The organism is Streptomyces sp. TP-A0356, from assembly GCF_001417775.1.
GTDB lineage: Bacteria > Actinomycetota > Actinomycetes > Streptomycetales > Streptomycetaceae > Streptomyces.
Genome location: NZ_BBZJ01000016.1, coordinates 335,228 through 357,563, shown reverse-complemented (window position 1 = coordinate 357,563; position 22,336 = coordinate 335,228). Strand labels below are relative to the sequence as shown.

25 protein-coding genes and 1 riboswitch are annotated in these 22,336 nt (G+C 71.5%); of the genes, 9 read left to right on the top strand and 16 right to left on the bottom strand.

Annotated features, from left to right (window positions below; all coding sequences use genetic code 11):
- Positions 1-2 precede the first annotated feature (2 nt).
- The 6 genes from ASC56_RS12435 to ASC56_RS12410 all read right to left on the bottom strand — a co-directional run bounded on the left by ASC56_RS12435 (position 3) and on the right by ASC56_RS12410 (position 7,261).
- Positions 3-842, bottom strand: a complete 840-nt coding sequence (locus ASC56_RS12435; RefSeq protein WP_055491518.1) for an SGNH/GDSL hydrolase family protein — start codon at positions 840-842, stop codon at positions 3-5.
- 149 nt (positions 843-991) lie between these two features.
- A complete protein-coding gene (locus tag ASC56_RS12430) occupies positions 992-2,005 on the bottom strand; it encodes a hemolysin family protein (RefSeq protein ID WP_055491376.1) in 1,014 nt (337 codons plus the stop codon).
- On the bottom strand, positions 2,002-3,327 hold the full coding sequence (locus ASC56_RS12425; protein WP_055491375.1) for a hemolysin family protein: 1,326 nt from the start codon (positions 3,325-3,327) through the stop codon (positions 2,002-2,004). Before ASC56_RS12425 ends, ASC56_RS12430 begins: the two co-directional genes overlap by 4 nt.
- 84 nt (positions 3,328-3,411) lie before the next feature.
- Complete coding sequence (locus ASC56_RS41840; RefSeq protein WP_234376940.1) at positions 3,412-3,753, bottom strand: hypothetical protein; 342 nt, start codon at positions 3,751-3,753, stop codon at positions 3,412-3,414.
- Positions 3,754-3,876: 123 nt separating this feature from the next.
- Complete coding sequence (locus ASC56_RS12415; RefSeq protein WP_055491374.1) at positions 3,877-6,444, bottom strand: ABC transporter permease; 2,568 nt, start codon at positions 6,442-6,444, stop codon at positions 3,877-3,879.
- A 7-nt stretch (positions 6,445-6,451) separates the two neighbouring features.
- On the bottom strand, positions 6,452-7,261 hold the full coding sequence (locus ASC56_RS12410; protein WP_055491373.1) for an ABC transporter ATP-binding protein: 810 nt from the start codon (positions 7,259-7,261) through the stop codon (positions 6,452-6,454).
- A gap of 234 nt (positions 7,262-7,495) precedes the next feature.
- Between ASC56_RS12410 and ASC56_RS12405 the strand changes: the two genes are divergently transcribed.
- The gene (locus ASC56_RS12405) at positions 7,496-7,759 is read left to right on the top strand and encodes a toxin-antitoxin system HicB family antitoxin (RefSeq protein ID WP_055491372.1); all 264 of its coding nucleotides are present in this window, start codon (positions 7,496-7,498) and stop codon (positions 7,757-7,759) included.
- A 3-nt stretch (positions 7,760-7,762) separates the two neighbouring features.
- Positions 7,763-8,137 carry a hypothetical protein gene (locus tag ASC56_RS12400; protein WP_055491371.1) on the top strand — a complete coding sequence of 125 codons (375 nt, stop codon included), beginning with the start codon at positions 7,763-7,765 and terminating at the stop codon, positions 8,135-8,137.
- Here ASC56_RS12400 and ASC56_RS12395 read toward each other — a convergent pair whose 3' ends face one another.
- The 4 genes from ASC56_RS12395 to bioB form a co-directional block, all read right to left on the bottom strand.
- Positions 8,138-8,824 (bottom strand): class I SAM-dependent methyltransferase, encoded by a 687-nt coding sequence (locus tag ASC56_RS12395; RefSeq protein WP_055491370.1) that lies wholly within the window; start codon positions 8,822-8,824, stop codon positions 8,138-8,140. It abuts the gene before it with no gap.
- 172 nt (positions 8,825-8,996) lie between these two features.
- A complete protein-coding gene (gene bioD / locus ASC56_RS12390) occupies positions 8,997-9,713 on the bottom strand; it encodes a dethiobiotin synthase (RefSeq protein WP_055491369.1) in 717 nt (238 codons plus the stop codon).
- Between the two features lies 1 nt (position 9,714).
- Complete coding sequence (locus ASC56_RS12385; RefSeq protein ID WP_055491368.1) at positions 9,715-10,995, bottom strand: adenosylmethionine--8-amino-7-oxononanoate transaminase; 1,281 nt, start codon at positions 10,993-10,995, stop codon at positions 9,715-9,717.
- Positions 10,988-12,184 (bottom strand): biotin synthase BioB, encoded by a 1,197-nt coding sequence (bioB, locus tag ASC56_RS12380; protein ID WP_055491367.1) that lies wholly within the window; start codon positions 12,182-12,184, stop codon positions 10,988-10,990. Before bioB ends, ASC56_RS12385 begins: the two co-directional genes overlap by 8 nt.
- 148 nt (positions 12,185-12,332) lie before the next feature.
- Between bioB and ASC56_RS12375 the strand changes: the two genes are divergently transcribed.
- A complete protein-coding gene (locus ASC56_RS12375; RefSeq protein ID WP_055491366.1) occupies positions 12,333-13,460 on the top strand; it encodes an 8-amino-7-oxononanoate synthase in 1,128 nt (375 codons plus the stop codon).
- Positions 13,461-13,554: 94 nt separating this feature from the next.
- Here ASC56_RS12375 and ASC56_RS12370 read toward each other — a convergent pair whose 3' ends face one another.
- Both ASC56_RS12370 and ASC56_RS12365 read right to left on the bottom strand, forming a co-directional pair.
- Complete coding sequence (locus tag ASC56_RS12370) at positions 13,555-13,779, bottom strand: DUF397 domain-containing protein (protein ID WP_055491365.1); 225 nt, start codon at positions 13,777-13,779, stop codon at positions 13,555-13,557.
- A gap of 13 nt (positions 13,780-13,792) precedes the next feature.
- Positions 13,793-14,653: a helix-turn-helix transcriptional regulator gene (locus tag ASC56_RS12365; protein ID WP_055491364.1), complete on the bottom strand. Its 861-nt coding sequence runs from the start codon at positions 14,651-14,653 to the stop codon at positions 13,793-13,795.
- Between the two features lie 248 nt (positions 14,654-14,901).
- Here ASC56_RS12365 and ASC56_RS12360 point away from each other — a divergent pair, with 248 nt between their 5' ends.
- Entirely contained in the window at positions 14,902-15,360 is a 459-nt protein-coding gene (locus ASC56_RS12360) for an ATP-binding protein (protein ID WP_055491363.1), read from the top strand.
- Between the two features lie 208 nt (positions 15,361-15,568).
- Here ASC56_RS12360 and ASC56_RS12355 read toward each other — a convergent pair whose 3' ends face one another.
- The 4 genes from ASC56_RS12355 to ASC56_RS12340 form a co-directional block, all read right to left on the bottom strand.
- Positions 15,569-16,102, bottom strand: a complete 534-nt coding sequence (locus ASC56_RS12355; RefSeq protein WP_055491517.1) for a DUF6328 family protein — start codon at positions 16,100-16,102, stop codon at positions 15,569-15,571.
- An 81-nt stretch (positions 16,103-16,183) separates the two neighbouring features.
- Entirely contained in the window at positions 16,184-16,657 is a 474-nt protein-coding gene (locus ASC56_RS12350) for a C40 family peptidase (RefSeq protein ID WP_055491362.1), read from the bottom strand.
- Positions 16,658-16,660: 3 nt separating this feature from the next.
- A riboswitch (cyclic di-AMP (ydaO/yuaA leader) is annotated at positions 16,661-16,856 on the bottom strand.
- Positions 16,857-17,260: 404 nt separating this feature from the next.
- Entirely contained in the window at positions 17,261-17,566 is a 306-nt protein-coding gene (locus tag ASC56_RS12345; RefSeq protein ID WP_055491361.1) for a hypothetical protein, read from the bottom strand.
- 7 nt (positions 17,567-17,573) lie between these two features.
- Entirely contained in the window at positions 17,574-18,209 is a 636-nt protein-coding gene (locus ASC56_RS12340; protein WP_055491360.1) for an ATP-dependent Clp protease proteolytic subunit, read from the bottom strand.
- Positions 18,210-18,376: 167 nt separating this feature from the next.
- Between ASC56_RS12340 and ASC56_RS12335 the strand changes: the two genes are divergently transcribed.
- The 5 genes from ASC56_RS12335 (at position 18,377) to ASC56_RS12315 (ending at position 22,298) form a co-directional block, all read left to right on the top strand.
- Positions 18,377-18,652 (top strand): type II toxin-antitoxin system Phd/YefM family antitoxin, encoded by a 276-nt coding sequence (locus tag ASC56_RS12335; protein WP_055491359.1) that lies wholly within the window; start codon positions 18,377-18,379, stop codon positions 18,650-18,652.
- A 625-nt stretch (positions 18,653-19,277) separates the two neighbouring features.
- Positions 19,278-19,580 carry an urease subunit gamma gene (locus tag ASC56_RS12330; RefSeq protein WP_055491516.1) on the top strand — a complete coding sequence of 101 codons (303 nt, stop codon included), beginning with the start codon at positions 19,278-19,280 and terminating at the stop codon, positions 19,578-19,580.
- Between the two features lie 18 nt (positions 19,581-19,598).
- Positions 19,599-19,910 (top strand): urease subunit beta, encoded by a 312-nt coding sequence (locus tag ASC56_RS12325; protein ID WP_055491358.1) that lies wholly within the window; start codon positions 19,599-19,601, stop codon positions 19,908-19,910.
- On the top strand, positions 19,903-21,624 hold the full coding sequence (locus ASC56_RS12320) for an urease subunit alpha (protein ID WP_055491357.1): 1,722 nt from the start codon (positions 19,903-19,905) through the stop codon (positions 21,622-21,624). The genes ASC56_RS12325 and ASC56_RS12320 overlap by 8 nt, the downstream gene beginning before the upstream one ends.
- Entirely contained in the window at positions 21,624-22,298 is a 675-nt protein-coding gene (locus tag ASC56_RS12315; protein WP_055491356.1) for an urease accessory protein UreF, read from the top strand. Before ASC56_RS12320 ends, ASC56_RS12315 begins: the two co-directional genes overlap by 1 nt.
- Positions 22,299-22,336 lie beyond the last annotated feature (38 nt).

Here is a 22,336-nt window from a genome sequence, read left to right as displayed (position 1 = left end):
GGTCAGGGCCCCACCCGTCGCCAGTCCGTCACAGCGCCCGGGTTTGTGTGGTCCGCGGGGGTGACCCAGAAGGCTTTGCCCAGCTCAGCGCTGAAGTGGGCGCCTGTCCGGCCGTCGCCCGAGGAACGGCCGGTCAGCCGCCGTCCTATCCACGGCAGCAGATGCTGCCGGGTGAAACGGACGTCCGCGCTCCGTCGGGCGAGCCATCTAGGCGGCGCGGTCGGGGCCGGCGGCGTACGCCACTCCGTATCCTCCGCCTCGTGCCCGAGCGTCTGCCACACGGCTTCCGCCACCCGGCGGTGCCCCTCGCCCGTGAGGTGCAGCCGGTCCACGTCCCACAGGCGCGGGTCGGCGAGCGACGCCGCCCCGTACAGATCGACCACGAGCGCGCCGTGCCGCTCGGCGAGCTCGTCGACGCATGCGAACAGCTCCTCCATGCGGGGCCGGAAGCGCTCCAGGACCGGCCCCTGACGGCCGGGGCTGCGCATCAGCACGAGCTGCGTGCACGACGGGGCCAGCCGCTCCACGGCCTCGGTCAGCAGTGCCCGTACGCGGCCCATGTCGCACTTGGGTCGCAGGGTGTCGTTGAGACCGCCGACCAGTGTGATCACATCCGGTCGCATGGCGGCGGCGACGTCCACCTGCTCGTCGACGATCTGCTGGATCAGCTTGCCGCGCACGGCGAGGTTGGCATACCGGAATCCGGGTGTCCGTGCGGCCATCCGGCTCGCCAGGACATCGGCCCAGCCGCGGTAGGAGCCGTCGGGCAGCAGGTCCGACATGCCCTCGGTGAAGGAGTCGCCGACCGCGACCAGGCTGCTGTACGTGGGGTTCGTCTGCATGGCGCCGTCGATGGTATCCCGGCGGCATACCCGCCGGTCGGTCGCCCCGCGCACCGCGCGGACTCCCTCCCCGGCCGCGCGCGGCGGCCGGGAGGCGGTCCGCACCGCGCGGACTCCCTTCCCGGCCGCGCGCGGCGGCCGGGAGGCGGTCAGGTCCGCAGGCCGAACAGCTCCCGCAGCACGTCCTCCATCGTCACCAGACCCGCCAGCCGTCCGTCCTCGCCCAGGACCGCCGCCAGGTGCGTACGGCCGGCGCGCATCGCGGTGAGCACGTCGTCCAGCGGTGTGTCCTCGCGCACCCGGGGAATGGGACGCAGGTCCCGCAGCCGGAACGGCCTGTCCCGAGGCGTGGCGTCCAGCGCGTCCTTGACGTGCAGATAGCCGACGATCCGGCGGCCCTCGTCCACGACCGGGAAGCGGGAGAACCCGGACTCGGCCGACAGCCGCTCCAGCTCCTCCGGCGTGATGCCCAGGCGCGCGTAGACGACGCGCTCCAGCGGTACCACCACGTCGCGCACGGGTCTGCGGCCCAGTTCCAGCGCGTCGTGCAGTCGCTCCTGGGCGCGGTTGTCGATGAGTCCGGCCTCGGTGGAGTCCTTGACGAGCAGCGCCAGTTCGTCGTCCGAGAAGGTGGACGTGACCTCGTCCTTCCTCTCCACGCGCAACAGCTTGAGCAGCGTGTTCGCGAAGGCGTTCACGGTGAAGATCACCGGGCGCAGCGTGCGGGCCAGGCCGACCAGCGGAGGGCCGAGCAGCAGCGCGAGGCGCACCGGCTCCGCGAGCGCGATGTTCTTCGGCACCATTTCGCCGAGCAGCATGTGCAGATACGTCGCCAGCGTCAGCGCGATCACGAACGACACCGCGCGGCCCGCGCCGTGCGGGACGCCCACCGCGTGGAACACCGGCTCCAGCAGATGCTCGATGGCGGGCTCGGCGACCACACCGAGGACCAGGGTGCACAGGGTGATGCCGAGCTGCGCGGCCGCCAGCAGCGCCGACACGTGCTCCAGGCCCCACAGCACGCTGCGCGCCCGGCGGTCGCCCGCCTCGGCGTGCGGCTCGATCTGGCTGCGGCGTACGGAGATCAGCGCGAACTCGGCGCCGACGAAGAAGGCGTTCACGACGAGCGTCAGCAGACCGATCAGCAGCTGGACGACGGTCACAGCTCCCCCTCCTGTCCGGCGGGCGGCGCGTGCATCAGCACCCGCGCGGCCCGGTGCCCCGACGCGTCCACCACGTCGAGGCGCCAGCCGTCGACCTCGACGCTGTCGCCCTTGACCGGTATCCGGCCCAGTTTGGTGGCGAGGAGCCCGGCCAGCGTCTCGTACGGGCCCTCGGGCACCCTCAGCCCGATCCGGATGAGCTGGTCGATGCGGGCCGAGCCGTCGGCCGAGAACAGCCCGCGGCCCGCGGTGTCCGTGCCCGCCGGGGCCAGATCGGGCGTCTCGTGCGGGTCGTGCTCGTCGCGCACCTCGCCGACGACCTCCTCCACGATGTCCTCCAGCGTCACGACCCCGGCCGTGCCGCCGTACTCGTCGATGACGACGGCCATGGTGTTCTTGCCGGAGAGCCGGTCCAGCAGTCGGTCGACGGTGAGGGGCGCGGGGACGAACAGCGGTTCGCGCATGATCTCTGTGACCGGACGGTGGGGCCGCTCCTCGTCGGGCACGGCCAAGCAGTCCTTGATGTGCGCGATGCCGACGACCGAGTCGAGGTTGCCGCGGTAGACGGGGAAGCGCGACAGACCCGTCGCGCGCGTCGCGTTCGCCACGTCCTCGCAGGTCGCCTGGACGTCCAGAGCGACGACCTGGACACGCGGGGTCATCACGTTCTCCGCGGTCAGGTCGGCGAGGTTGAGGGTGCGCACGAACAGCTCGGCGGTGTCCGACTCCAGTGCGCCCTCCTTCGCCGAGTGCCGGGCGAGGGCCACCAGTTCCTGGGGGCCGCGTGCGGAGGCCAGTTCCTCCGCCGGTTCGAGACCGAGGCGGCGCACCATGTGGTTGGCCGTGTTGTTGAGATGCGTGATGAACGGGCGGAAGGCGATGCTGAACCAGCGCAACGGCGTGGCCACCCGCTTGGCCACCGCGAGCGGTGAGGAGATCGCCCAGTTCTTGGGCACCAGCTCACCGACCACCATCAGGAACACCGTCGACAGTGCCGTGCCGATGACCAGGGCGACGGACGTGGCGGCGGAGCGCGGCACGCCCAGCGAGCGCAGCGGGCCCGCGATCAGCCTGGCGATCGACGGCTCGGAGAGCATGCCGACCACCAGGTTGGTGACCGTGATGCCGAGCTGGGCGCCGGAGAGCTGGAACGTCAGATTCCGCGCAGCCTTGAGGGCCCCCGCCGCGCCGCGTTCGCCGCGCTCCACGGCGCGCTCCAGCTCGCCTCGCTCGACCGTGGTGAGTGAGAACTCCGCCGCGACGAAGACACCGCAGGCGAGCGAGAGCAGGACCGCCACCAGCAGGAGGAGCACTTCGGTCATCGGGTCACCTCCGTCCCAGGATCGAACAGGGACGCGACGACCGCGCGATGTCGGGTACTGGGAGGTTCGCCCATCGGCGGACGCTCACACCTTTCCATGGTCGGACGAGTTGACCCCTCGGAGGAATGACTTGACTCCTCCATGGTAAAGGATCAGCAAAGTGGATCGGTGGGGCGGTACGCGAGGGGCTTCACCCGGCGGCGCCACTGGTCCTCGGAGGCGTGTCCCGCGGCAGCGCCGGCCGTCGAAGCCCGCGATCACCGTGCCGACGAGCTCACCGTCCCGCTCGGCGAGGATCAGCGCCTCGGGGTCGCGGGAGAGGAGCCGCTCCCCACCGTCCCGGGCGTCGCTGATGCTCGTGCCCTCGGCGGCCGCCTTCCAGAAGGCCGGCACGGTGTCGAGGTCCTCGGGCCCGCAGGGCCTCATCCCCGGATCCGCCGGTGTGGGGGTGGGCGGATTCACGCCGAAGCGGAACGGACGCCGAAGCGGAACGGACGCGGCATGAACTCCCCGCATAGTCAGGCCACTTCAGCGCGCGAGGCGCTTCCATCACTCGTGCGCGATCGCCGCCAGCACATTCATGCGTGACGCACGCAACGCGGGCAGCAGTGCCGCCACCACGCCCACGACCGCCGCCCCCACCACCACGGCGACGATCGTGGTCCACGGGAACACCAGCGCCTTCAAGCCCCGCAGCGCGAGCACCTGCTGGGTGCTCACACCCCACACCAGCCCCAGCGCCAGCCCGAGGACGGCCCCGAACACGGCGATCACCACCGACTCCAGCCGGATCATCCGGCGCAACTGCCGCCGGGCGAGCCCGATCGCGCGCAGCAGCCCGATCTCACGGGTGCGCTCGACGACCGACAGGGCCAGGGTGTTGACCACCCCGAGCACCGCGATGACGATCGCCAGCCCGAGCAGCGCGTACACCAGGTAGAGCAGCACCGCGATCTGGTCGTGCACCAGCTTCTTGTAGTCCGCCTGGTCGCGCACCTGGACCTGGGGGTACTCGGCGAGGGTCTTCTCCAGGTGCGAGCGCAACCGGTCCTTCGGCGTGCCGGACGCGGCGTTCACGTACAGCGCGGAGTCCTGTCCGTCCGGCACGTACTTCTGCAGCGTCGCCATCCCGAAGAACAGTCCGCCCTGCATGCCGAAGCCCTCCGAGCCGCCCTGGTCGGTGAGCGCGCCGACCCTCAGATCCGTGTGGCGCCCGCCCGGGAACTGCACGGGGATCGTGCTGCCGACGTGTACGGCGTGGTCCTTCGCGAACGTCAGGTCCATGGCGATGGCACCGTCCGCGAGCGCGGCCGCCGTGTCACCCCCCGCGTAGGTGATGTGAGCGACGTGGTCGAGCGATGGGTCGTAGCCCGCCGCGGTCGTCTCCGCCCGCGTGCCGTCCGGCAGCCGCACCGCGACGGGCGTGAACCGCTGGCGTACGACGAGCCCGGCGCCGTCCGTGGCCCGGACCCGGTCCGTGATCTCCTGCGGGAAGGGCTGGAACTGGCGGTTCTGCACCACGAAGTCGGCGCCCAGCGTCTTGTCGATCTGCTGGTCGAACGACATGGACATGGAGGCACTCGCCACGGACATCCCGGCCACCAGGGCGAGCCCGACCATCAGCGCGGACGCGGTGGCGCCGGTGCGACGCGGATTGCGCAGGGCGTTGCGCTGGCTCATCCGCCCGATGGAGCCGAACAGGGCGGGGAAGGCGGCACCCAGCACTCGGATCACCGGTCGCACCAGCAGCGGGCCGGCGATCACGGTGGCGACGAGCGTGAGGACCACGCCGACGCCGAGCAGGGAGGCGGCCGGCGCGACCTTCGTGGCCCTGGCGCACCCCACCAGTGCGGCCACGCCCAGCGCGCCGACGATCGCACCGGCCACCGCTCGGACCTTCAGCGGGCGCCCCACACCCGCGACCTCGGCGTCGGCGAGGGCCGCCATGGGGGAGACACCGGCCGCGCGCCGCGCCGGAAGGTAGGCGGCCACGAAGGTGACGCCCACCCCGACGACGTAGGCGGAGACCGGGGTCACCCAGCCGATCACCATCTCGGTGGACTTGATGTTCATGCCGAACGCGCTCATCAGCCGGATGAGCCCGGCCGCCAGCCCGATCCCCGCGGCGAGCCCCAGCGTGGAGCCGACCAGGCCCAGCAGCAGCGCCTCCGTCAGCACCGAACGGCGTACCTGCCGCCGGTCGGCGCCCAGGGCGCGCAGCAGGCCCAGTTCGCGGGTGCGCTGGGCGATGAGCATCGAGAACGTGTTGACGATGAGGAACACGCCCACGAGCACGGCGATGCCGGCGAATCCCAGCATCACGTACTTGATCACGTCGAGGAACGTGCCGAGCTGGTCGGTGTCCGACTTGGCCTGTTCGCTCGCGGTCTTGAAGTCGTAGGCAGAGGAGCGTACTTGCGTGGCGATCTGCTGCTTGAGCAGGGCGTCGCTCACGCCCGGTGCGGCGTCGACCGCTACAGCGGTGGCCAGGCCGGAACGGCCCAGCAGCCTGGTCTGTGCGGTCGGGGTGTCCAGGAAGACCAGGGCGGCGCCCGGGTTGGTGGTCGTGAAGGTGGCGATCCCGACGACCCGCACCTTGAAGGAACCGGGAGGTGCCAGCACGGTCAGCGGGTCGCCGATGCCCAGGTGCCTGTGCCGGGCGGTGTCCGCGTCCAGCAGCGCCTCACCGGGGCCCTGCGGCGCATGGCCGGACGTCAGCCGCACCGGACTGCGCTTGGTGACGTACCAGTTCTTGGCGATGGTGGGAGCGCCGGTGGTCGGTCCCACCGGTTGGTTCGTCCGGTCGACGACCGTGATGCCGTTGACGGCGATGTCCACATGGGTCGCCGCGACGCCGTCGACCTCGGCCACCCGCGCGGCCAGCGAGGCGGGGAGGGTCGGGGTCGCCCCCGAAGGGACCTGGGAGGAGAGGTCCTGCTTGGGGCTCACCGTCACATCGGCCGCAGTGGAGGCGAACAGCCGGTCGAAGGTCCGGGTGACGGTGTCCGAGAAGATGAGGCTGCCCGCGACGAACGCCACGGACAGCAGGACCGCCAGGGCCGAGAGCGCCAGCCGTCCCTTGTGGGCGAGGAAGCTGCGCAGCGTCGCCTTGAGCACGGTCGCCTCAGCTCTCGCGGGCGGGCGTCTCGTCGTAGGTCGCCCGGACCGGGTCGAACCGCTTCAGGCGCTCCAGCACCGCCTCGGCCGTCGGCTGCGCCATCTCATCCACGATCCGCCCGTCCGCCAGGAACAGCACCAGGTCGGAGTGGGCCGCCGCGCCCGGATCGTGGGTGACCATCACGACGGTCTGCCCCAGATCGTCGACCGCCTGGCGCAGGAAGCCCAGCACCTCGAGTCCGGCCCGGGAGTCGAGGTTGCCCGTCGGTTCGTCCGCGAAGATCAGCTCGGGGCGCGAGGCGAGCGCCCGGGCGCAGGCGACGCGCTGTTGCTGTCCGCCGGACAGCTGGGCCGGCCGGTGTCCGAGCCGGTCCCGCAGGCCAAGTGTGTCGATCACCTGGTCCAGCCACTTCCGGTCGGGCTTGTGGCCCGCGATGTCCATCGGAAGTGTGATGTTCTCGGCCGCGTCGAGCGTCGGGATCAGATTGAACGACTGGAACATGAACCCGATGCGGTCCCGGCGCAGCCGGGTCAGCTCGCGGTCCTTGAGCCCCGTGATCTCGGTGTCGCCGAGCCACACCTGACCGGCCGACACCGTGTCGAGTCCCGCCAGGCAGTGCATCAGCGTGGACTTCCCCGAGCCCGAGGGGCCCATGACCGCGGTGAAGCGGCCCCGGGTGATGTCCACGTCGACCGCGTCGAGGGCGACAACCGCCGTCTCGCCCGAGCCGTAGGCCTTCGTCAGCCCCCGGGCGCGGGCGGCGATCCCGTCCGCCTCCGGGCGGCCTGGAGCGTGCTCCGCAGCAGCAGTGGACAAGACAGCCTCCTCGCTCGTGGACGTCCCGACGTCGTAGATGTCCGGCCGTCCTCGTGTTCCCCCGTCCCGGCCGAGCGTAGTGTGATGCGCACCACACCTGGTATCCCCCCGACGTCCAGGCGCGTCTCCGCCGCAGGTCGTGCCCCTGATGCCGGTGTAGGGGGCACTCTCCACCCCTCGGTGGAGCCCGGCGCCCTCTTGCCGGTGCTAGCATCCCGGCGCTAGCTTCGAAGCATGGCGAAGACCCAGCTGAACGTGAGGGTGGACGAGGACACCGCCCGAGCCGCCCGCGAACGAGCCCTGGAGCGCGGCATGAGCGTCAACCGCTACATCGAAGAGCTGGTCAAGCAGGACACGGGGGAGGCGGGCCACACCTTCGTGGAGGCCGCCGCCGACTTCATGAAGCAGTACGAGTCCGTCTTCGCCGAGGAGTTCGGCACCGCTCGCGAGGGCCGGGGCGATGGCTCGGGCCGGCACCGGAGCGAAGGTCGTCGCTGACCGTTGAACAATCTCAGAATCGACCTCGCCTGGCTGCTGATGGTCGCCGAACAGAAGACGCCCGGAGACCCCCAGGTCACCGACTGGGGCGCGCTCGTCGCCGCGGTCAGCCGGCACGACGCGGAGATATTCGGCGTCCCCGTCTACGACACCCCTCACGCCCGCGCCGCCGCCCTGCTCCAGCTCCTGCTGCACGTTCCGGCGCTGGAACGCTCGAACGCGCTGTTCGCGTCCGCGGTCGCCTACGCCTATCTGGTCGCCAGCGGCGTCAAGGTCGTCACCTCCGCCGAACAGGTGCGCGACCTGGCCCGGCTGGTCAAGGACGGTGAGGCCTCGGTGAGCGACATCGCACGGGAACTGCGGCAGTGGAGTCTGTGACTACCCCTCGACGCCAGGCCGTCGCGCGGTGCCCAGCACGCAGTACGACACCGGGAGGCGCGGCCCCTTCGCCGGCATCGACAGCCGCCGGTAGGGGCCCAGTTCGAAGCCGGCCGCACGCAGGGCCGCCACCGGGTCCCGGGAGAGGTGGCAGCCCCCGTTGAGCGCCGGCCACACCGTACGGTCCAGGGTGCGCTGGGCGTAGCGCATCGCCGGGCCGCCACCCGTGCCGTGCTCGTAGAACCGCAGCGTGCCGCCCGGCCGCAGCACTCGCCGCAGCTCGCCGAGCGCACGCGACACATCCCGCACGCTGCACAGCACCAGGGAGACCACCGCCGCGTCGAAGGCCTCGCTCTTGACCGGCAGTGCCTCCGCAGCGCCGGGCACCACGTCCACGGGCACGTCGGCGCGCAGGGCCGCCTCGACCGCCAACTGCCGCAGCAGCCGCTCGGGTTCGATCGCGACGACCTCCGAGACGGTGCGCGGGTAGTGGGTGAAGTTCAGACCGTTTCCCGCACCGATCTCGATCACCCGGCCGGACAACCCGGCCAGCAGCCGGTCGCGTACGTCACCCATGCCGAACCGCCGCTCGGCGGCGACGCTGATCCGGGCGTAGTAGCGGGCGAACAGCGGATGGTGCACGGTCTCCCGTGACACCGTGCGGGAGCGGACGGACCCCAGCGGCATGAGCACCTCCCGGTCAGGACGGGTGTTACCCGGATTGTCCCCCGCGCCCGTCCGCCGCACCCCTGCCATGCGGATCCCGACCGCTTCCGCGTCCCTCGGCGTGCGTGCGCGCCCAGTCCTGTACGCCCTACTCGTGTACGCCCTACTCGGGTACGCCCGACCTCTGTGCGCGCTACGGTGCGTGCGTCGAGGTGAACTCCTCCGCGGACCAGGTCCCGCCCAGCCCGGGTGCCAGCCAGCCGGGTGCCCCTGCGCGGAACTCCGCGGGCGCGTACGCGCCGGCACCCGCGGGCAGCGCACCGAGCAGCGGAGCCCCGGCCACCGCCGGAAGGTCCGCGAGGTTGCACCGCGACGCCAGATCGGCCGACTCGGGCCAGCTGCCGATGACCACGCCCCTCAGATCGAGCCCCAGACGGCGCAGTTCTCGGGCGGTCAGTTCGGTCGCGTTGAGCGTGCCGAGGCCCGCCGGCGCCACCACCAGCACCGGAGCCGCCAGCAGCCGCGCCGCGTCCGCGAGGGTGCCGTCCTCGTCGTCGAACCGTACGAGCAGTCCGCCCGCCCCCTCGACGAGGACGAGGTCGTGCTCGACGGCCAGTTTGGCCGCCGCCTCCGCCACCTCGTGCGGCCGTACGGGCGGCATCCCGGCGCGCCTGGCCGCCGTGGCGGGCGCCAACGGCTCCGGGTACCGGGCGAGTTCACACGTCGTCACGCCACCCGCGAGCCGGGCCACCTCGTCGGCGTCCCCGCGCTCGTCGGCCCGTACGCCCGTCTGCGCGGGTTTGAGCACGGCCACGGACCGCCCGGCCGCCACGGCCACCGCCGCGACGGCGGCCGTCGTGACCGTCTTGCCGATCTCCGTGCCGGTCCCCGTGATCACCAGTGTCGACATGTCACCCTTCCTGTGCCGCCGCGCACACCGCGCGCGCGATCCGTGCCACGTCCGCGTCCCCGGTCACGTACGGCGGCATCGTGTAGACGAGGTCGCGGAACGGCCGCAGCCACACCCCCTCGCGCACCGCGGCGCGTGTCGCCTCCGCCATGTCCACCTCGTGGTCGAGCTGGACCACACCGATGGCCCCGAGGACCCGCACATCGCGCACCCCCGGCAGGGCCGCCGCCTCAGCGAGCCCGTCCCTGAGGCCGGTCTCGATCCGCTTGACCTCCGACTGCCAGTCCTGGCCCAGCAGCAGGCCGACCGAGGCGCAGGCCACGGCGGCCGCCAGCGGGTTGCCCATGAACGTCGGTCCGTGCGCGAGCACCGGAACCTCGCCCCGGGAGATCCCGTCGGCCACGCGCGGGGTGCACAGGGTGGCCGCCATGGTCAGATAGCCGCCGGTCAGCGCCTTGCCCACGCACATCACATCCGGCGTCACCGCCGCGTGGTCCGCGGCGAACAGCGCACCCGTGCGCCCGAACCCCGTGGCGATCTCGTCGAACACGAGCAGCACGTCGTGCGCGTCGCAGGCCTCGCGCAGCACCCGCAGATACGCGGGGGAGTGGAACCGCATCCCGCCCGCGCCCTGCACCACCGGCTCCACGATCACCGCGGCCAGTTCGTCGGCGTGCCGTTCGATCGCCGAGCGCAGATGGTCCGCGTACGACTCCTCGTACGCCACGGGAGGCGCGTCCGCGAACACCTGCCCCGGCAGGACGCCCCGCCACAGCTCGTGCATCCCGCCCTCGGGGTCGCACACGGACATCGGGTGCCAGGTGTCGCCGTGGTAGCCGCCGCGCCAGGTCAGCAGACGCTGTTTGGCGGGGCGGCCGAGCGAACGCCAGTACTGGAGGCACATCTTGACCGCGACCTCGACCGAGACCGAGCCGGAGTCCGCCAGGAAGACGTGCTCCAGTCCTTCGGGCGAGAGGTCGACCAGGAGCTTCGCGAGCCGGACGGCGGGCTCGTGGGTGAGCCCGCCGAACATCACATGGCTCATCCGCGCCAGCTGTTCGCGTGCGGCCTCGTTGAGCACGGGGTGGTTGTAACCGTGGATCGCCGACCACCAGGACGACATACCGTCGACCAACTCGCCGGAGCCGTCGGCCAGGCGCAGTCGCACCCCGCTCGCCGACTCCACGACGAGCGGCCGCCGGCGGCCGGGCATGGGACCGTACGGATGCCAGACGTGCTGCCGGTCCAGGGCCAGCAGCTCCTCCACGGGCAGGTCAGGCATTGGGTGCGAGATCCGTTCCGGCACCCCGGCGGCGTACGGCGACCAGGTCCGTCCGGGGCTCGCCCACCTGCGGGGCGGAAGCGGCACCGGAACCACAGACACCGCCGCCCTCGCGCGATCCGCACCCGGCGTCCCCGTGCGATCCGCATCCCGTGTCCTCGTGCGACCCGCATCCGCCCGCGGCCGCCCGGTGCTCCGGCAGCGTCACCTGGTCCGTGCCCTCCACCTCGAACCCGGCGTCCGCGATCATCTCCAGGTCCGCCTTGCCCGCCTGGCCCTCGCTGGTCAGATAGTCGCCCAGGAAGATGGAGTTGGCCAGGTGCAGGGCCAGCGGCTGCAGGGTGCGGAGATGGACCTCACGGCCGCCCGCGATGCGCACCTCGACATCCGGGCACACGAACCGCACCATCGCCAGGATCCGCAGACATCGCTGCGGGGTGAGGCTCCACTCCTTGGCGAGCGGAGTGCCCTCGAACGGGATGAGGAAGTTGACCGGGACCGAGTCCGGGTCCAGCTCCCGCAGCGAGAAGACGACGTCGACCAGGTCCTCGTCGCTCTCGCCCATGCCCGCGATCAGGCCCGAGCAGGCCGACAGGCCGGCGGCGTGCGCCTTGTGGACCGTGTCCACCCGATCGGCGTAGGTGTGCGTGGTGGTGATGTCTCCGTAGGTCGCCTCGGAGGTGTTCAGGTTGTGGTTGTAGGCGTCGGCGCCCGCCTCGCGCAGCCGTTCGGCCTGGCCGTCGGAGAGCAGACCGAGGCAGGCGCACACCTCGACGCCCTCGTTCCGCTCCTTGATCGTCCTGATGGTGTCGGAGACCCGGTCCACGTCCCGGTCGGTCGGTCCCCGGCCGCTCGCCACCAGGCAGACCCGCTTGGCCCCGCCCGCGACTCCGGCGGCCGCAGCCTTCGAGGCATCGTCCGGTTTGAGCCACGTGTACTTCAGGATGTCGGCCTTCGAGCCGAGCCGCTGGGAGCAGTAGGAACAGTCCTCGGGGCACAGCCCGGACTTCAGGTTGACGAGGTAGTTGAGTTTCACCCGTCGGCCGAACCAGTGGCGGCGCACCTTGCCGGCCGCGGCCACCACATCGAGCACGTCGTCGTCGGAAGTGGCGAGGACGGCCAGAGCTTCCTCGCGGGTCGGCAGCTCGCGCCGCAGCCCCTTGTCCACCAGCGTGTTCAGCAGGTCCATGAGAGCCGATCCTGTCCTACCGGACCGCCCCGGGCCAAGGAGAGTTTGCACAACAGACACCGTTCGACGTGTGGGTATTGCCACATCCTGGGCGGCTGATCATCCCGCTAGTGTCTGTTCACTGCCTACAAAAGCCCCCGGAGGACCCATGGCGTTCGGCTGGATCGACGAGCAGGCGCGGGCGCGCCGCCGGGCCGGACTCGTCCGCACCCTGCGCCCCCGCGCGGCCGGCTCCCCGCTCCTCGACCTCGCGAGCAATGACTACCTGGGCCTGGCCCGCCACCCCGAGGTCATCGAGGGTGCCGCCCGGGCGGCTCGGCTGTGGGGCGGCGGCTCGACCGGCTCCCGGCTCGTCACCGGCACCACGGAGCTGCACGGCGAACTGGAGCGCGAGCTGGCCGGATTCTGCGGCTTCGAGGCCGCGCTCGTCTTCTCCTCCGGGTACGCGGCCAACCTCGCCGCGGTGACCGCGCTCGCGCCGCACGGGTCCCTGATCGTCTCCGACACCGGCAACCACGCCTCGCTCATCGACGGATGCAGGCTCGCGCGCGGCACCACCCAGGTCGTCGCCCACGCCGATCCGGAGGCGGTCCGCAAGGCGCTCGACACCCATCGAGGCCCCGCCGTCGTCGTCTCCGACGCGGTCTTCTCGGTGGACGGCGACGCGGCGCCGCTGGCCCGACTGGCGGAGGCATCCCGGGAGTTCGGCGCCGGGCTGATCATCGACGACGCGCACGGGCTCGGTGTGCTGGGGGCCGGTGGCCGGGGCGCCCCGCACGCGGCGGGGCTCGCGGGCGCACCGGACGTGGTGGTGACGGTGACGCTGTCGAAGTCGCTGGGCAGCCAGGGCGGCGCGGTCCTCGGCCCGGCGCAGGTGATCGACCATCTGGTCAACGCGGCCCGGACCTTCATCTTCGACACCGGCCTCGCCCCGGCCGCGGCGGGCGCGGCACTCGCGGCGCTGCGTCTGCTGCGCCGCGAGCCGCAACGCGCCGCACGGGCCCGCGCCGTGGCGACGGCCCTGCACACCCGTCTCACGGCCGAGGGCCATGAGACGGTACGGCCGGACGCCGCCGTGGTCTCGGTGCGGGCCCCCTCTCCCGAGCAGGCCGCACGGTGGGCGGCGGACTGCCGGGCTGCGGGGCTGGCCGTCGGCTGCTTCCGTCCGCCGTCCGTGCCGGACGGCATCTCACGGCTGCGTCTGACCGCCCGTGCGGACCTCACCGACGGGCAGGTCGAGCACGCCGTACGTGTGATCGGCGAGACGCGACCGTGAGTCGGCGAAACGGCCGTGCATCGCGCGTCATAGGGAAGTGACTGGGAAATCGGCCCGAAATTGACTCAAAGAGGACCGAGTCGCGCGGGGGCGATCAGTGCAGCCCGGACAGGAAATCCTCCCAGGCGTCGGGGGCGAACAGCAGAGCGGGTCCGGTCACGTTCTTGGAGTCGCGCACGGCCACCAGTCCCTTCCAGGGGCCGGGGCCGGGGCGGGCGGTCTCGACGCAGTTGTTGCATCCCGTACTGCGGCTGCTGCGCAGCCACCGCACGCCGTGCAGGGACGAACTGGCGGGGATGTGCCGAGGCGGTGCTGACATGGGGGGTGCCTCCTTATGCGTCGCCGGCCAGAGCGGCGATGCAATCCAACGAGTCCTGCGGTGAAAGGGCGTGGATCTGCAGGGAGTCGAAGGCCTCACTGTAGGCCTGAAGGTCTTCTTTCCGTTCCAGGTAGAGGCTACTCGTCAAATGGTCGAGAACAACCACATCCAGATCAGATCTGCTCGGAAATGAGAAGATTACGAAAGGCCCGGTGATGCCGATGTGCGCCCCGGCGGCGAACGGCAGGACCTGGAGCCGCACCTGGGGCAGCCTGGCCGCCTCCAGGAGCCGTTGCAGCTGGCGCGCCATGACCTGCGGTCCGCCGACCTCCCGGCGCAGCACCGCCTCGTCCAGGACGGCGCTCAGTCTCAGCGGGCGAGTCGAGCGCAGCACGTCCTGGCGGGCCAGCCGCACCTCCACCAGGGCGTCCAGCTTGGCGTCCTCCAGGCCGCCGACCGCCGCCCGGGTCACGGCCCGGGCGTACTCGGGTGTCTGCAACAGACCCGGCACCACGGAGGTCTCCAGGGTGCGCATCCCGCTCGCCTGCGACTCCAGGCTGATGAAGTCACGGTAGGCCGGCGGCAGCACTCCCCGGTACGCGTGCCACCAGTTCTGCCGGCCCCCGCCGTCCTCCGAGCCCGCCAAGGCCAGGAGCAGTTCCCGCAGTTCCGGATCCTGCGCCTCGTACGCGTCCAACAGCAGCCGTACGTCGGCCGGTTTGACCCCGCTGGCGCCCGTCTCGATCCGGCTCACCTTCGACTGGTGCCAGCCGAGGAGGGCGGCCGCATCGCCGCTCGTGAGACCGGCCCGGGCGCGCAGGGCACGCAATTCGGCGCCGAGTTTGCGGCGGCGCACCGCTGGTCCGTACTGCATGGCCGACTCCTTCCGCACGGCGCGCGGTTTCACGGCGACGGTAGAGGATGGGCCCGAAGCGTGCCCAAATACGGTCGGTCGTCGGAGAGTTCACCGCTTCGGGCGACAGATATATGCATATCTCGGGGGAACGCGCCCGACCGAGCCCGGGTGATGGCAGTCTGGCGCGCAGCACCAAGTCCGGGACCGTTACTCGAACCAACCGCTCCTGTCGGACTCCGGTCCCGTGGGAAAGGGACGACCTCGCCATGGCAGACCATCAGGAAGCATCCGTCACTCTGCCGAGCGATCCCGCCTCGGTCTCCGCCGCGCGAAATTACGTATCGGGCGTGCTCATCGAATGGGGCCTGCCCAACGACGCCGAAGTCGCCGAAACCGTCCGCCTGATCGTGTCGGAACTCGCCACCAACGCCGTGCAGCACACCCTCGGGGAGTCACCCACGTTCACGGTGGATGTGGCGCTCGACCGGGACGAGTTGCTGCGCATCGGCGTCACCGACAGCCATCCGCGCTTTCCCAAACGGCTGCCCGCGGCCCTCCAGCAGGACAACGGCCGCGGGATAGTGATCATCCGCTGGCTGACCGCGGAGTGCGGCGGCACGATGAGCGTGCGGCCCACCCGTGAGGGAGGCAAGACGGTGGCCATCGAACTGCCGTGGACCGCGCCGGTACGGAAGGTCACGACAGCGGTACGGCAAGAGCCTTGAAGTTGGGGGCTGCGCCCGGCTTGACCGGTGGGGCCGGGCCGGGCCCGGCACCGTGAGGCTCGGCGGGTCATCCGCGGCCGGGCTCCTCCCCGGAGCTGCCCGGGCTCTTCGTCAGGCGTGCGGCGCCGCCCGCAGCCGCGCTCCGCGCGGATGGCGCACGGGCAGTGCGGAGCCCGTCGGCGGCCGTTGAGGTTCGTGACCAACCCGCTCAATCCGAAGGAGACCCCTCTCTGTCTTGACCTCCCTGTGGAGCCCCTGGTGGTCTGACCAGCGTACGACGCACCAGCCAGGGCAGTACGCGCCACAGACCGGAGCACACCAGAAGGGTCGACGCACCGGCGCAGACGCCCGCCGCGCGGCCGAGCGACACGTCCACCACCAGCAGGACCGAACCGGTGAACGCCAGCATCAGCACCATCAACCCGAGTGTCGCGAGGCGGGAGGAGATCGCCACGATGGCGGGCTTGGCGTGCTGCTGGAAGAGCGAGCGGTGCAACGCGGCGGGCGCCGTGAACAGGGCCGCGGCCAGCATGGCGAGCATGAGCGTCGTGACGTACGTGGTGCGCTGGACCGTGTCGAGGGACGGGAAGCGCTGGGTGAAGGCCAGCGTCAGCAGGAACGCGAAGAGGATCTGCACTCCGGTCTGCGTGACCCGCAGCTCCTGCAGCAGTTCGGCGAAGTTGCGGTCGGCGCGCTCCAGTGGCGTTTCGTGCCGCATCGGACGGGGAGGGTGGTCGGACATGATGAACGAGTAACCGTTCGGGGGCCCGCTCACGCCTTGGGGGTGACGGCCGCACCGGGCCGTCACCCCGCAGGCCCCGGGTCAGCTGACCCGGCCGTACCACACGCTCTTCGTCCAGATCCTCTCCAGCCTGACCACGTCCCCGGTCTTCGGGGAGTGCCAGACGCTTCCCTTCCCGGCGTAGATGCCGACGTGGTAGATGTTCCGGCCCGAGTGGAAGAACACCAGGTCTCCCGCCCTGCGCTGCGAGGCGGAGACGTGGTGGGTCTCGTTGTACTGTGCCGCGGCCGTGCGGGGCAGTGTCTTGCCCGCCTTCTTGTACGCGTAGAGGGTCAGGCCGGAGCAGTCGAAGCGGCGCGGTCCGGTGGCGCCCCACTGGTAGGGGGCCCCCTTCTTGGACGCCGCGATCTGGAGCGCCTTCGTCGCGGGAGTCGCGGCGGCCGCGTCGGCCGTGGCGCCGGGAACCGCGAGGCCGCCGCCGACGGCGGCGATGGTCAGAGCCGAGGCCGTACCGGCCCGGGTCAGCAGCGACGGGACACGATTGAGCGCAGTCATGCGCAACCCTTCGTCAGCCGCCTGTGAAGGATGACCTGTCGGATTCGGGCTGGCGAAGTTGCCCGGCCGCTTGCGCGGCTTCACCCCAAGGACCGCCCGGATCTCTCCGGCGGCCCGCCTTGCTGGGTCCTCCACTCCTGCCGATCCACTCCTGTCGACCGGTCATCCGGGCGGCGGCAGGACTCGGCGTCCGCCCGGACCGCCCCGCCGCGGTGGCGGGGGCTTGTCGTCAGGAAGGGATCTTCACCTAACGATGTGGGAAAATCACAATGGAATCGGGGGTTTGTGGCATTACTCACCACTCACCCGTTCGGCTGGACAACCCTTTGTTCGGGGCCTGTTGAGGGGGAGGACGAGGCCCGGACCTGCGGCGGAGCCTCTCATCGCGCCCTGGGGCCACGCGCGTTGGGCAACTCATCCGGCCTCCCGGATGGAGGTGTGTCTACTCCGGCCGGGGGTACGTCGTTCGGCTCGTTTGTGTCGCGCTCCGACGTTGTGCGCCCCGATACCTGCCGTGTACCGGTCGGTTCGCGTCACCTGTCGGGCATGGGCGGAGCGGTCGCTCTGCGTCAGCCCGCGTCTGTCGGCTCCGAGGTGATCCCCTCATTCCGGCCCCGGCGGCACCGTGACACGGGCCGCGCGGCGTTCGCCGTCGAGCACGCGAAGGGCCCGGGCCAGGGTGGGGCCGTGCAGTTCGTTCTCGCCGCGCTGGTGCATGAGCGTCAGTGCCTCGCGCAGGGCCACGGCCTTGCTCACCAGGGCCTGGGCGGCGCGCAGTCCGCGGTAGGTGTCCCCGGGGTGTGCGGGGTTGATACGGCCGAGCAGGTCGACCACGTCGAGGTAACGATCGATCAACTCCGCCTCGGCACGGGTCAGCGCGGGCAGCGGAGGGGGTTCGGGAGGCAGCATCGGCGGGTCACCTCGCGCCGGACGCGGTGCGCGACGCCCTGCGGCTCGGGATGATGCGGTCGACCAGGCCGTACTCCACCGCCGCCGGCGCGTCGAGGATCTTGTCCCGCTCGATGTCGGCGGCGACCCGCTGAGGGCTCTGGCCGGTGTGCCGTACGAGCAGCTCCTCCAGTCGCTCGCGCGTGCGCCTCAACTCCTCGGCTCGGATGACGAGATCGCCGACCTGCCCCTGCTCCGGCTCCGACAGGGAGGGCTGCTGGATCAGGACCCGGGCGCCGGGCAGCGCGAACCGCTTGCCCGGGGTGCCCCCGGCGAGCAGTACGGCCGCGGGGGAGGCCGCCTGGCCGAGGCAGATCGTCTCCACGTCGCAGCTGACGTACTGCATGGTGTCGTAGACGGCGGTCATCGCGCTGAACGAGCCGCCGGGGGAGTTGATGTACAGCGAGATGTCCCGGTCCGGATCCAGGTACTCCAGGTGCATGAACTGCGCCATGACGTCGTTGGCCGAGGTGTCGTCGATCGGCGTCCCCAGGAACACGATCCGCTCGTCCAGCAGCTTCGCGTAGGGGTCCAGGGTCCGGTGTCCATAGCCGGTGCGCTCGGTGAACTCGGGCAGGACATGACGGGCCGACGGTTGGTTCATGGCACGTTCCTCCTCGGAATCGACTCTGTAAAAAATGTACAGGACGTACGTTCCGTGAGGGGTGGAGCATGCTGAGGGCGAAAGCGGCGGGTTCCTCCGCTTCGGCGGCGCGGAACGGGATCTTCCGCGCAGAGGGGCCATCCGGGGCTCGGTCTAAGCTGGACCACATGGCCTACGAGATTCCGGTGACGCAAGCCAGGGCTGAGCTCGCCGATCTGATCAACCGCGTGGTGTACGGCGGCGAGCGCGTCGTCGTGACGCGGCACGGAAAGCCTCTCGTCGCCCTGGTCTCCGCCGCCGACCTGGAGCGGCTCGCCGAACTGGACGCCGCGGAGGAGCAGGTGGTCAGCTCCGTCTCCGGCGTCCGCGAGGTCGGCTCGGCCCCGCGTGAGCGCCACCGCTTCGGCATCACGGCCGAGCACCGGGGGCCGAGCGCGTCCTGACGTGAGGCGACCGGGGGCACCGCCGGGCTGACTGCCCGCGCCCGCCCCCTCGGGGCGGCGGTGCCGACGACACCCGGCCCGCCCGGAACACGACCGCAGACGATGGGCGACGTCCGCGTCGCCCGAGCAGGACGGCGTCGGCGGCGGGCGTGACCATGCGCGGGGTGTGGTGTGGGGTTCCTCATCGGGCCGGGCTTGCGGTGTCGTCCGGCTCGCCGAAGCCAATTGTCGACGTGTCCGCGGGGGCGCCCGCGTCCGGCTCGCCCGAGCGGCTCGGTGGCGGTCGTGCGGGTCGTGACGACGCCTGCCCCGGCGGAGCCTCGGTGACCGGCGGCCCTGCTGTCGTCGCGGCTCGCGGATCCGCGGGGTGACGACCGCAGTGCCGTATACGGTCCGGTCCCTGATCGTGCCCCGGGTGGCGGTCGCGTCGGCGCCGAGCGGCCTGCCCTGTCGCCGAAGCCTGAGAGGTGTGCGGACCCCGCGGTCGTGGGCCCGCGAGGATCACAGCTCGGTTAACTTGCTCGAAACTCGGTCCAACTAGCCTGCCCACGCCACCAGGGACTTTGCCCCGGGGCTGCGGCAACCGGACCCCGCACGGTCCGGAGCGAGGACTGTGAGGTGGGACGTGCAACTGACCCCGCACGAGCAAGAGAGGCTGCTGATCCACGTCGCGGCCGACGTGGCCGAGAAGCGGCGGGCCCGTGGGCTCAAGCTCAACCACCCCGAGGCGGTCGCCCTCATCACGTCGCACATCCTCGAAGGCGCACGTGACGGCCGTACGGTCGCCGAGCTCATGGCCTCCGGGCGCAAGCTGCTCACCCGGGACGACGTCATGGATGGCATTTCCGAGATGATCCACGACGTCCAGGTAGAGGCGACCTTCCCGGACGGCACCAAGCTCGTCACCGTCCACGACCCGATCGTCTGACGGGGGAGAGGCCGCACCATGATTCCCGGTGAGATCCTGTTCGCCGACGACCCGATCGTCTACAACGAGGGCCGTGAGGTCACCCGGCTGACCGTGCTCAACGCCGCCGACCGGCCCGTCCAGGTCGGCTCCCACTACCACTTCGCCGAGGCCAACCCCGGACTGGAGTTCGACCGTGCGGCCGCGCGCGGCAAGCGGCTGAACATCGCCGCCGGCACCGCCGTACGCTTCGAGCCCGGGATCCCCGTCGACATCGAACTCGTACCGCTCGCCGGCGCTCGCGTCGTGCCGGGCCTGCGCGGGGAGACCGGAGGTGCCCTCGATGCCTGAGATCTCGCGTGCCGCGTACGCCGATCTGTTCGGCCCGACCACCGGGGACCGCATCCGGCTCGCCGACACCGACCTGATCGTCGAGATCGAGGAGGATCGTTCCGGCGGACCAGGGCTCGCCGGTGACGAAGCCGTGTTCGGCGGCGGCAAGGTCATCCGCGAATCCATGGGCCAGTCGCGCGCCACCCGTGCCGACGGCACCCCCGACACCGTCATCACCGGCGTCGTCATCGTCGACCACTGGGGCATCGTCAAGGCCGACCTCGGCATCCGTGACGGCCGGATCAGCGCCATCGGCAAGGCCGGCAACCCGGACACCATGGACGGCGTCCACCCGGATCTGGTGATCGGCCCGGAGACGGAGATCATCGCGGGCAACGGCCGGATCGTCACCGCGGGCGCCATCGACGCGCACGTCCACTTCATCTGTCCGCAGATCGCCGACGAGGCGCTCGCCGCGGGCATCACCACGCTGATCGGCGGCGGCACCGGCCCCGCCGAGGGATCGAAGGCGACCACCGTCACACCCGGCCCCTGGCATCTGGCGCGGATGCTGGAGGCGATGGAGGAGCACCCGCTCAACTTCGGCCTGCTCGGCAAGGGCAACACCGTCTCGCACGAGGCGATGCTCTCGCAGATCCGTGGCGGCGCGCTCGGTCTCAAGCTGCACGAGGACTGGGGCTCCACGCCCGCGGTGATCGACGCGGCCCTGACCGTCGCCGACCGCACCGGCATCCAGATCGCCATCCACACGGACACGCTCAACGAGGCCGGGTTCGTGGGCGACACCCTCGCCGCGATCGACGGCCGGGGGATCCACGCGTACCACACCGAGGGCGCGGGCGGCGGGCACGCGCCGGACATCATGACCGTGGTGTCCGAGCCGCACGTGCTGCCCAGTTCGACCAACCCGACCCGGCCGTTCACCGTCAACACCGCCGAGGAACACCTCGACATGCTGATGGTGTGCCACCACCTCAACCCGGCCGTGCCGGAGGACCTGGCGTTCGCCGAGTCACGGATCCGGCCGTCCACCATCGGCGCCGAGGACGTCCTGCACGACCTCGGAGCCATCTCGATCATCTCGTCCGACTCCCAGGCCATGGGGCGGGTCGGCGAGGTCATCATGCGGACCTGGCAGACGGCCCATGTCATGAAGCGGCGGCGGGGAGCACTGCCCGGTGACGACCGCGCGGACAACCACCGTGTACGTCGCTATGTCGCCAAGTACACGATCAACCCGGCGCTCGCCCAGGGCGTCGCCCACGAGATCGGTTCCGTCGAGACCGGCAAGCTCGCCGACCTCGTGCTGTGGGAACCCGCGTTCTTCGGGGTCAAGCCGCACCTCGTCATCAAGGGCGGGCAGATCGCCTACGCGCAGATGGGCGACGCGAACGCGTCGATCCCCACGCCGCAGCCGATCCTGCCCCGGCCGATGTACGGGGCGATCGGGCGGGCGCCCGCGTCGAACTCCGTCAACTTCGTGGCGCCCGCGGCGATCGAGGACGGGCTGCCGGAACGGCTCCCGCTCGGGAAGAAGTTCGTGGCCATCGAGTCGACGCGTGGCGTCACCAAGGCGGACATGCGCGAGAACGACGCCCGTCCACGGGTCCGGGTCGATCCCGACAGCTTCGCCGTCCACATCGACGGGGAGCTGGTCGAGGCGACACCGGCCGCCGAACTGCCCATGGCCCAGCGTTACTTCCTCTTCTGATGTCCCGCGCAGCGCTTCTCGTACTGGCCGACGGCCGCTTCCCCGCTGGAGGGCACGCGCACTCCGGCGGCGCCGAGGCGGCCGTGCGCGCCGGGCGGATCACCGGGGCCGCGAACCTGGAGGAGTTCTGCCGGGGGCGGCTGCACACCGCCGGGCTGGTGTCCGCCTCGCTGGCCGCGTCGGCCGCGCTCGGCGTCGATCCGGCCCTGCTGGACACCGCCGCGGATGCGCGTACACCCTCGCCCGCGCTGCGTGTCGCCGCCCGCAAGCTGGGGCGGCAGCTGATGCGGGCGGCGCGGGCGGCCTGGCCGTCCACGGAACTGGACGCGGTGGCACGGGAGTTCCCGAGGGGGGCGCACCAGCCGGTCGTGCTCGGGCTGGCCGCGCGGGCGGCCGGGCTGGGGCCGGACGACGCGGCGCACTGTGCGGCCTACGAGAGTGTGAGTGCTCCGGCGAGCGCGACGGTGCGGTTGCTGAGCCTGGACCCCTTCGACGCCACCGCTGTGCTGGCCCGGTTGGCGCCGGAGCTGGATCTCGTGGCCAGGCAGGCGGGTGACGCGGCGCGTCGGGCGGTCGACGAGGGAGTCGACGCCCTGCCGGCGGCATCCGCTCCGCTCCTGGAGATCAGCGCGGAGGCGCATGCCGCCTGGCCTGTACGCCTGTTCGCGTCCTGACCGGGAGCTTCGTCCCCGGACCACCCCTCGGCCTGCAC

Bases quoted from the DNA above. Each gene is read 5' to 3' on its own strand.
- ASC56_RS12435 (WP_055491518.1), bottom strand. From the start codon at position 842: ATGCAGACGAACCCCACGTACAGCAGCCTGGTCGCGGTCGGCGACTCC.
- ASC56_RS12425 (WP_055491375.1), bottom strand. From the start codon at position 3,327: ATGACCGAAGTGCTCCTCCTGCTGGTGGCGGTCCTGCTCTCGCTCGCC.
- ASC56_RS41840 (WP_234376940.1), bottom strand. From the start codon at position 3,753: ATGAGGCCCTGCGGGCCCGAGGACCTCGACACCGTGCCGGCCTTCTGG.
- ASC56_RS12405 (WP_055491372.1), top strand. From the start codon at position 7,496: ATGGCGAAGACCCAGCTGAACGTGAGGGTGGACGAGGACACCGCCCGA.
- ASC56_RS12395 (WP_055491370.1), bottom strand. From the start codon at position 8,824: ATGCCGCTGGGGTCCGTCCGCTCCCGCACGGTGTCACGGGAGACCGTG.
- bioD (WP_055491369.1), bottom strand. From the start codon at position 9,713: ATGTCGACACTGGTGATCACGGGGACCGGCACGGAGATCGGCAAGACG.
- ASC56_RS12385 (WP_055491368.1), bottom strand. From the start codon at position 10,995: ATGCCTGACCTGCCCGTGGAGGAGCTGCTGGCCCTGGACCGGCAGCAC.
- bioB (WP_055491367.1), bottom strand. From the start codon at position 12,184: ATGGACCTGCTGAACACGCTGGTGGACAAGGGGCTGCGGCGCGAGCTG.
- ASC56_RS12375 (WP_055491366.1), top strand. From the start codon at position 12,333: ATGGCGTTCGGCTGGATCGACGAGCAGGCGCGGGCGCGCCGCCGGGCC.
- ASC56_RS12370 (WP_055491365.1), bottom strand. From the start codon at position 13,779: ATGTCAGCACCGCCTCGGCACATCCCCGCCAGTTCGTCCCTGCACGGC.
- ASC56_RS12365 (WP_055491364.1), bottom strand. From the start codon at position 14,653: ATGCAGTACGGACCAGCGGTGCGCCGCCGCAAACTCGGCGCCGAATTG.
- ASC56_RS12360 (WP_055491363.1), top strand. From the start codon at position 14,902: ATGGCAGACCATCAGGAAGCATCCGTCACTCTGCCGAGCGATCCCGCC.
- ASC56_RS12355 (WP_055491517.1), bottom strand. From the start codon at position 16,102: ATGTCCGACCACCCTCCCCGTCCGATGCGGCACGAAACGCCACTGGAG.
- ASC56_RS12350 (WP_055491362.1), bottom strand. From the start codon at position 16,657: ATGACTGCGCTCAATCGTGTCCCGTCGCTGCTGACCCGGGCCGGTACG.
- ASC56_RS12345 (WP_055491361.1), bottom strand. From the start codon at position 17,566: ATGCTGCCTCCCGAACCCCCTCCGCTGCCCGCGCTGACCCGTGCCGAG.
- ASC56_RS12340 (WP_055491360.1), bottom strand. From the start codon at position 18,209: ATGAACCAACCGTCGGCCCGTCATGTCCTGCCCGAGTTCACCGAGCGC.
- ASC56_RS12335 (WP_055491359.1), top strand. From the start codon at position 18,377: ATGGCCTACGAGATTCCGGTGACGCAAGCCAGGGCTGAGCTCGCCGAT.
- ASC56_RS12325 (WP_055491358.1), top strand. From the start codon at position 19,599: ATGATTCCCGGTGAGATCCTGTTCGCCGACGACCCGATCGTCTACAAC.
- ASC56_RS12320 (WP_055491357.1), top strand. From the start codon at position 19,903: ATGCCTGAGATCTCGCGTGCCGCGTACGCCGATCTGTTCGGCCCGACC.
- ASC56_RS12315 (WP_055491356.1), top strand. From the start codon at position 21,624: ATGTCCCGCGCAGCGCTTCTCGTACTGGCCGACGGCCGCTTCCCCGCT.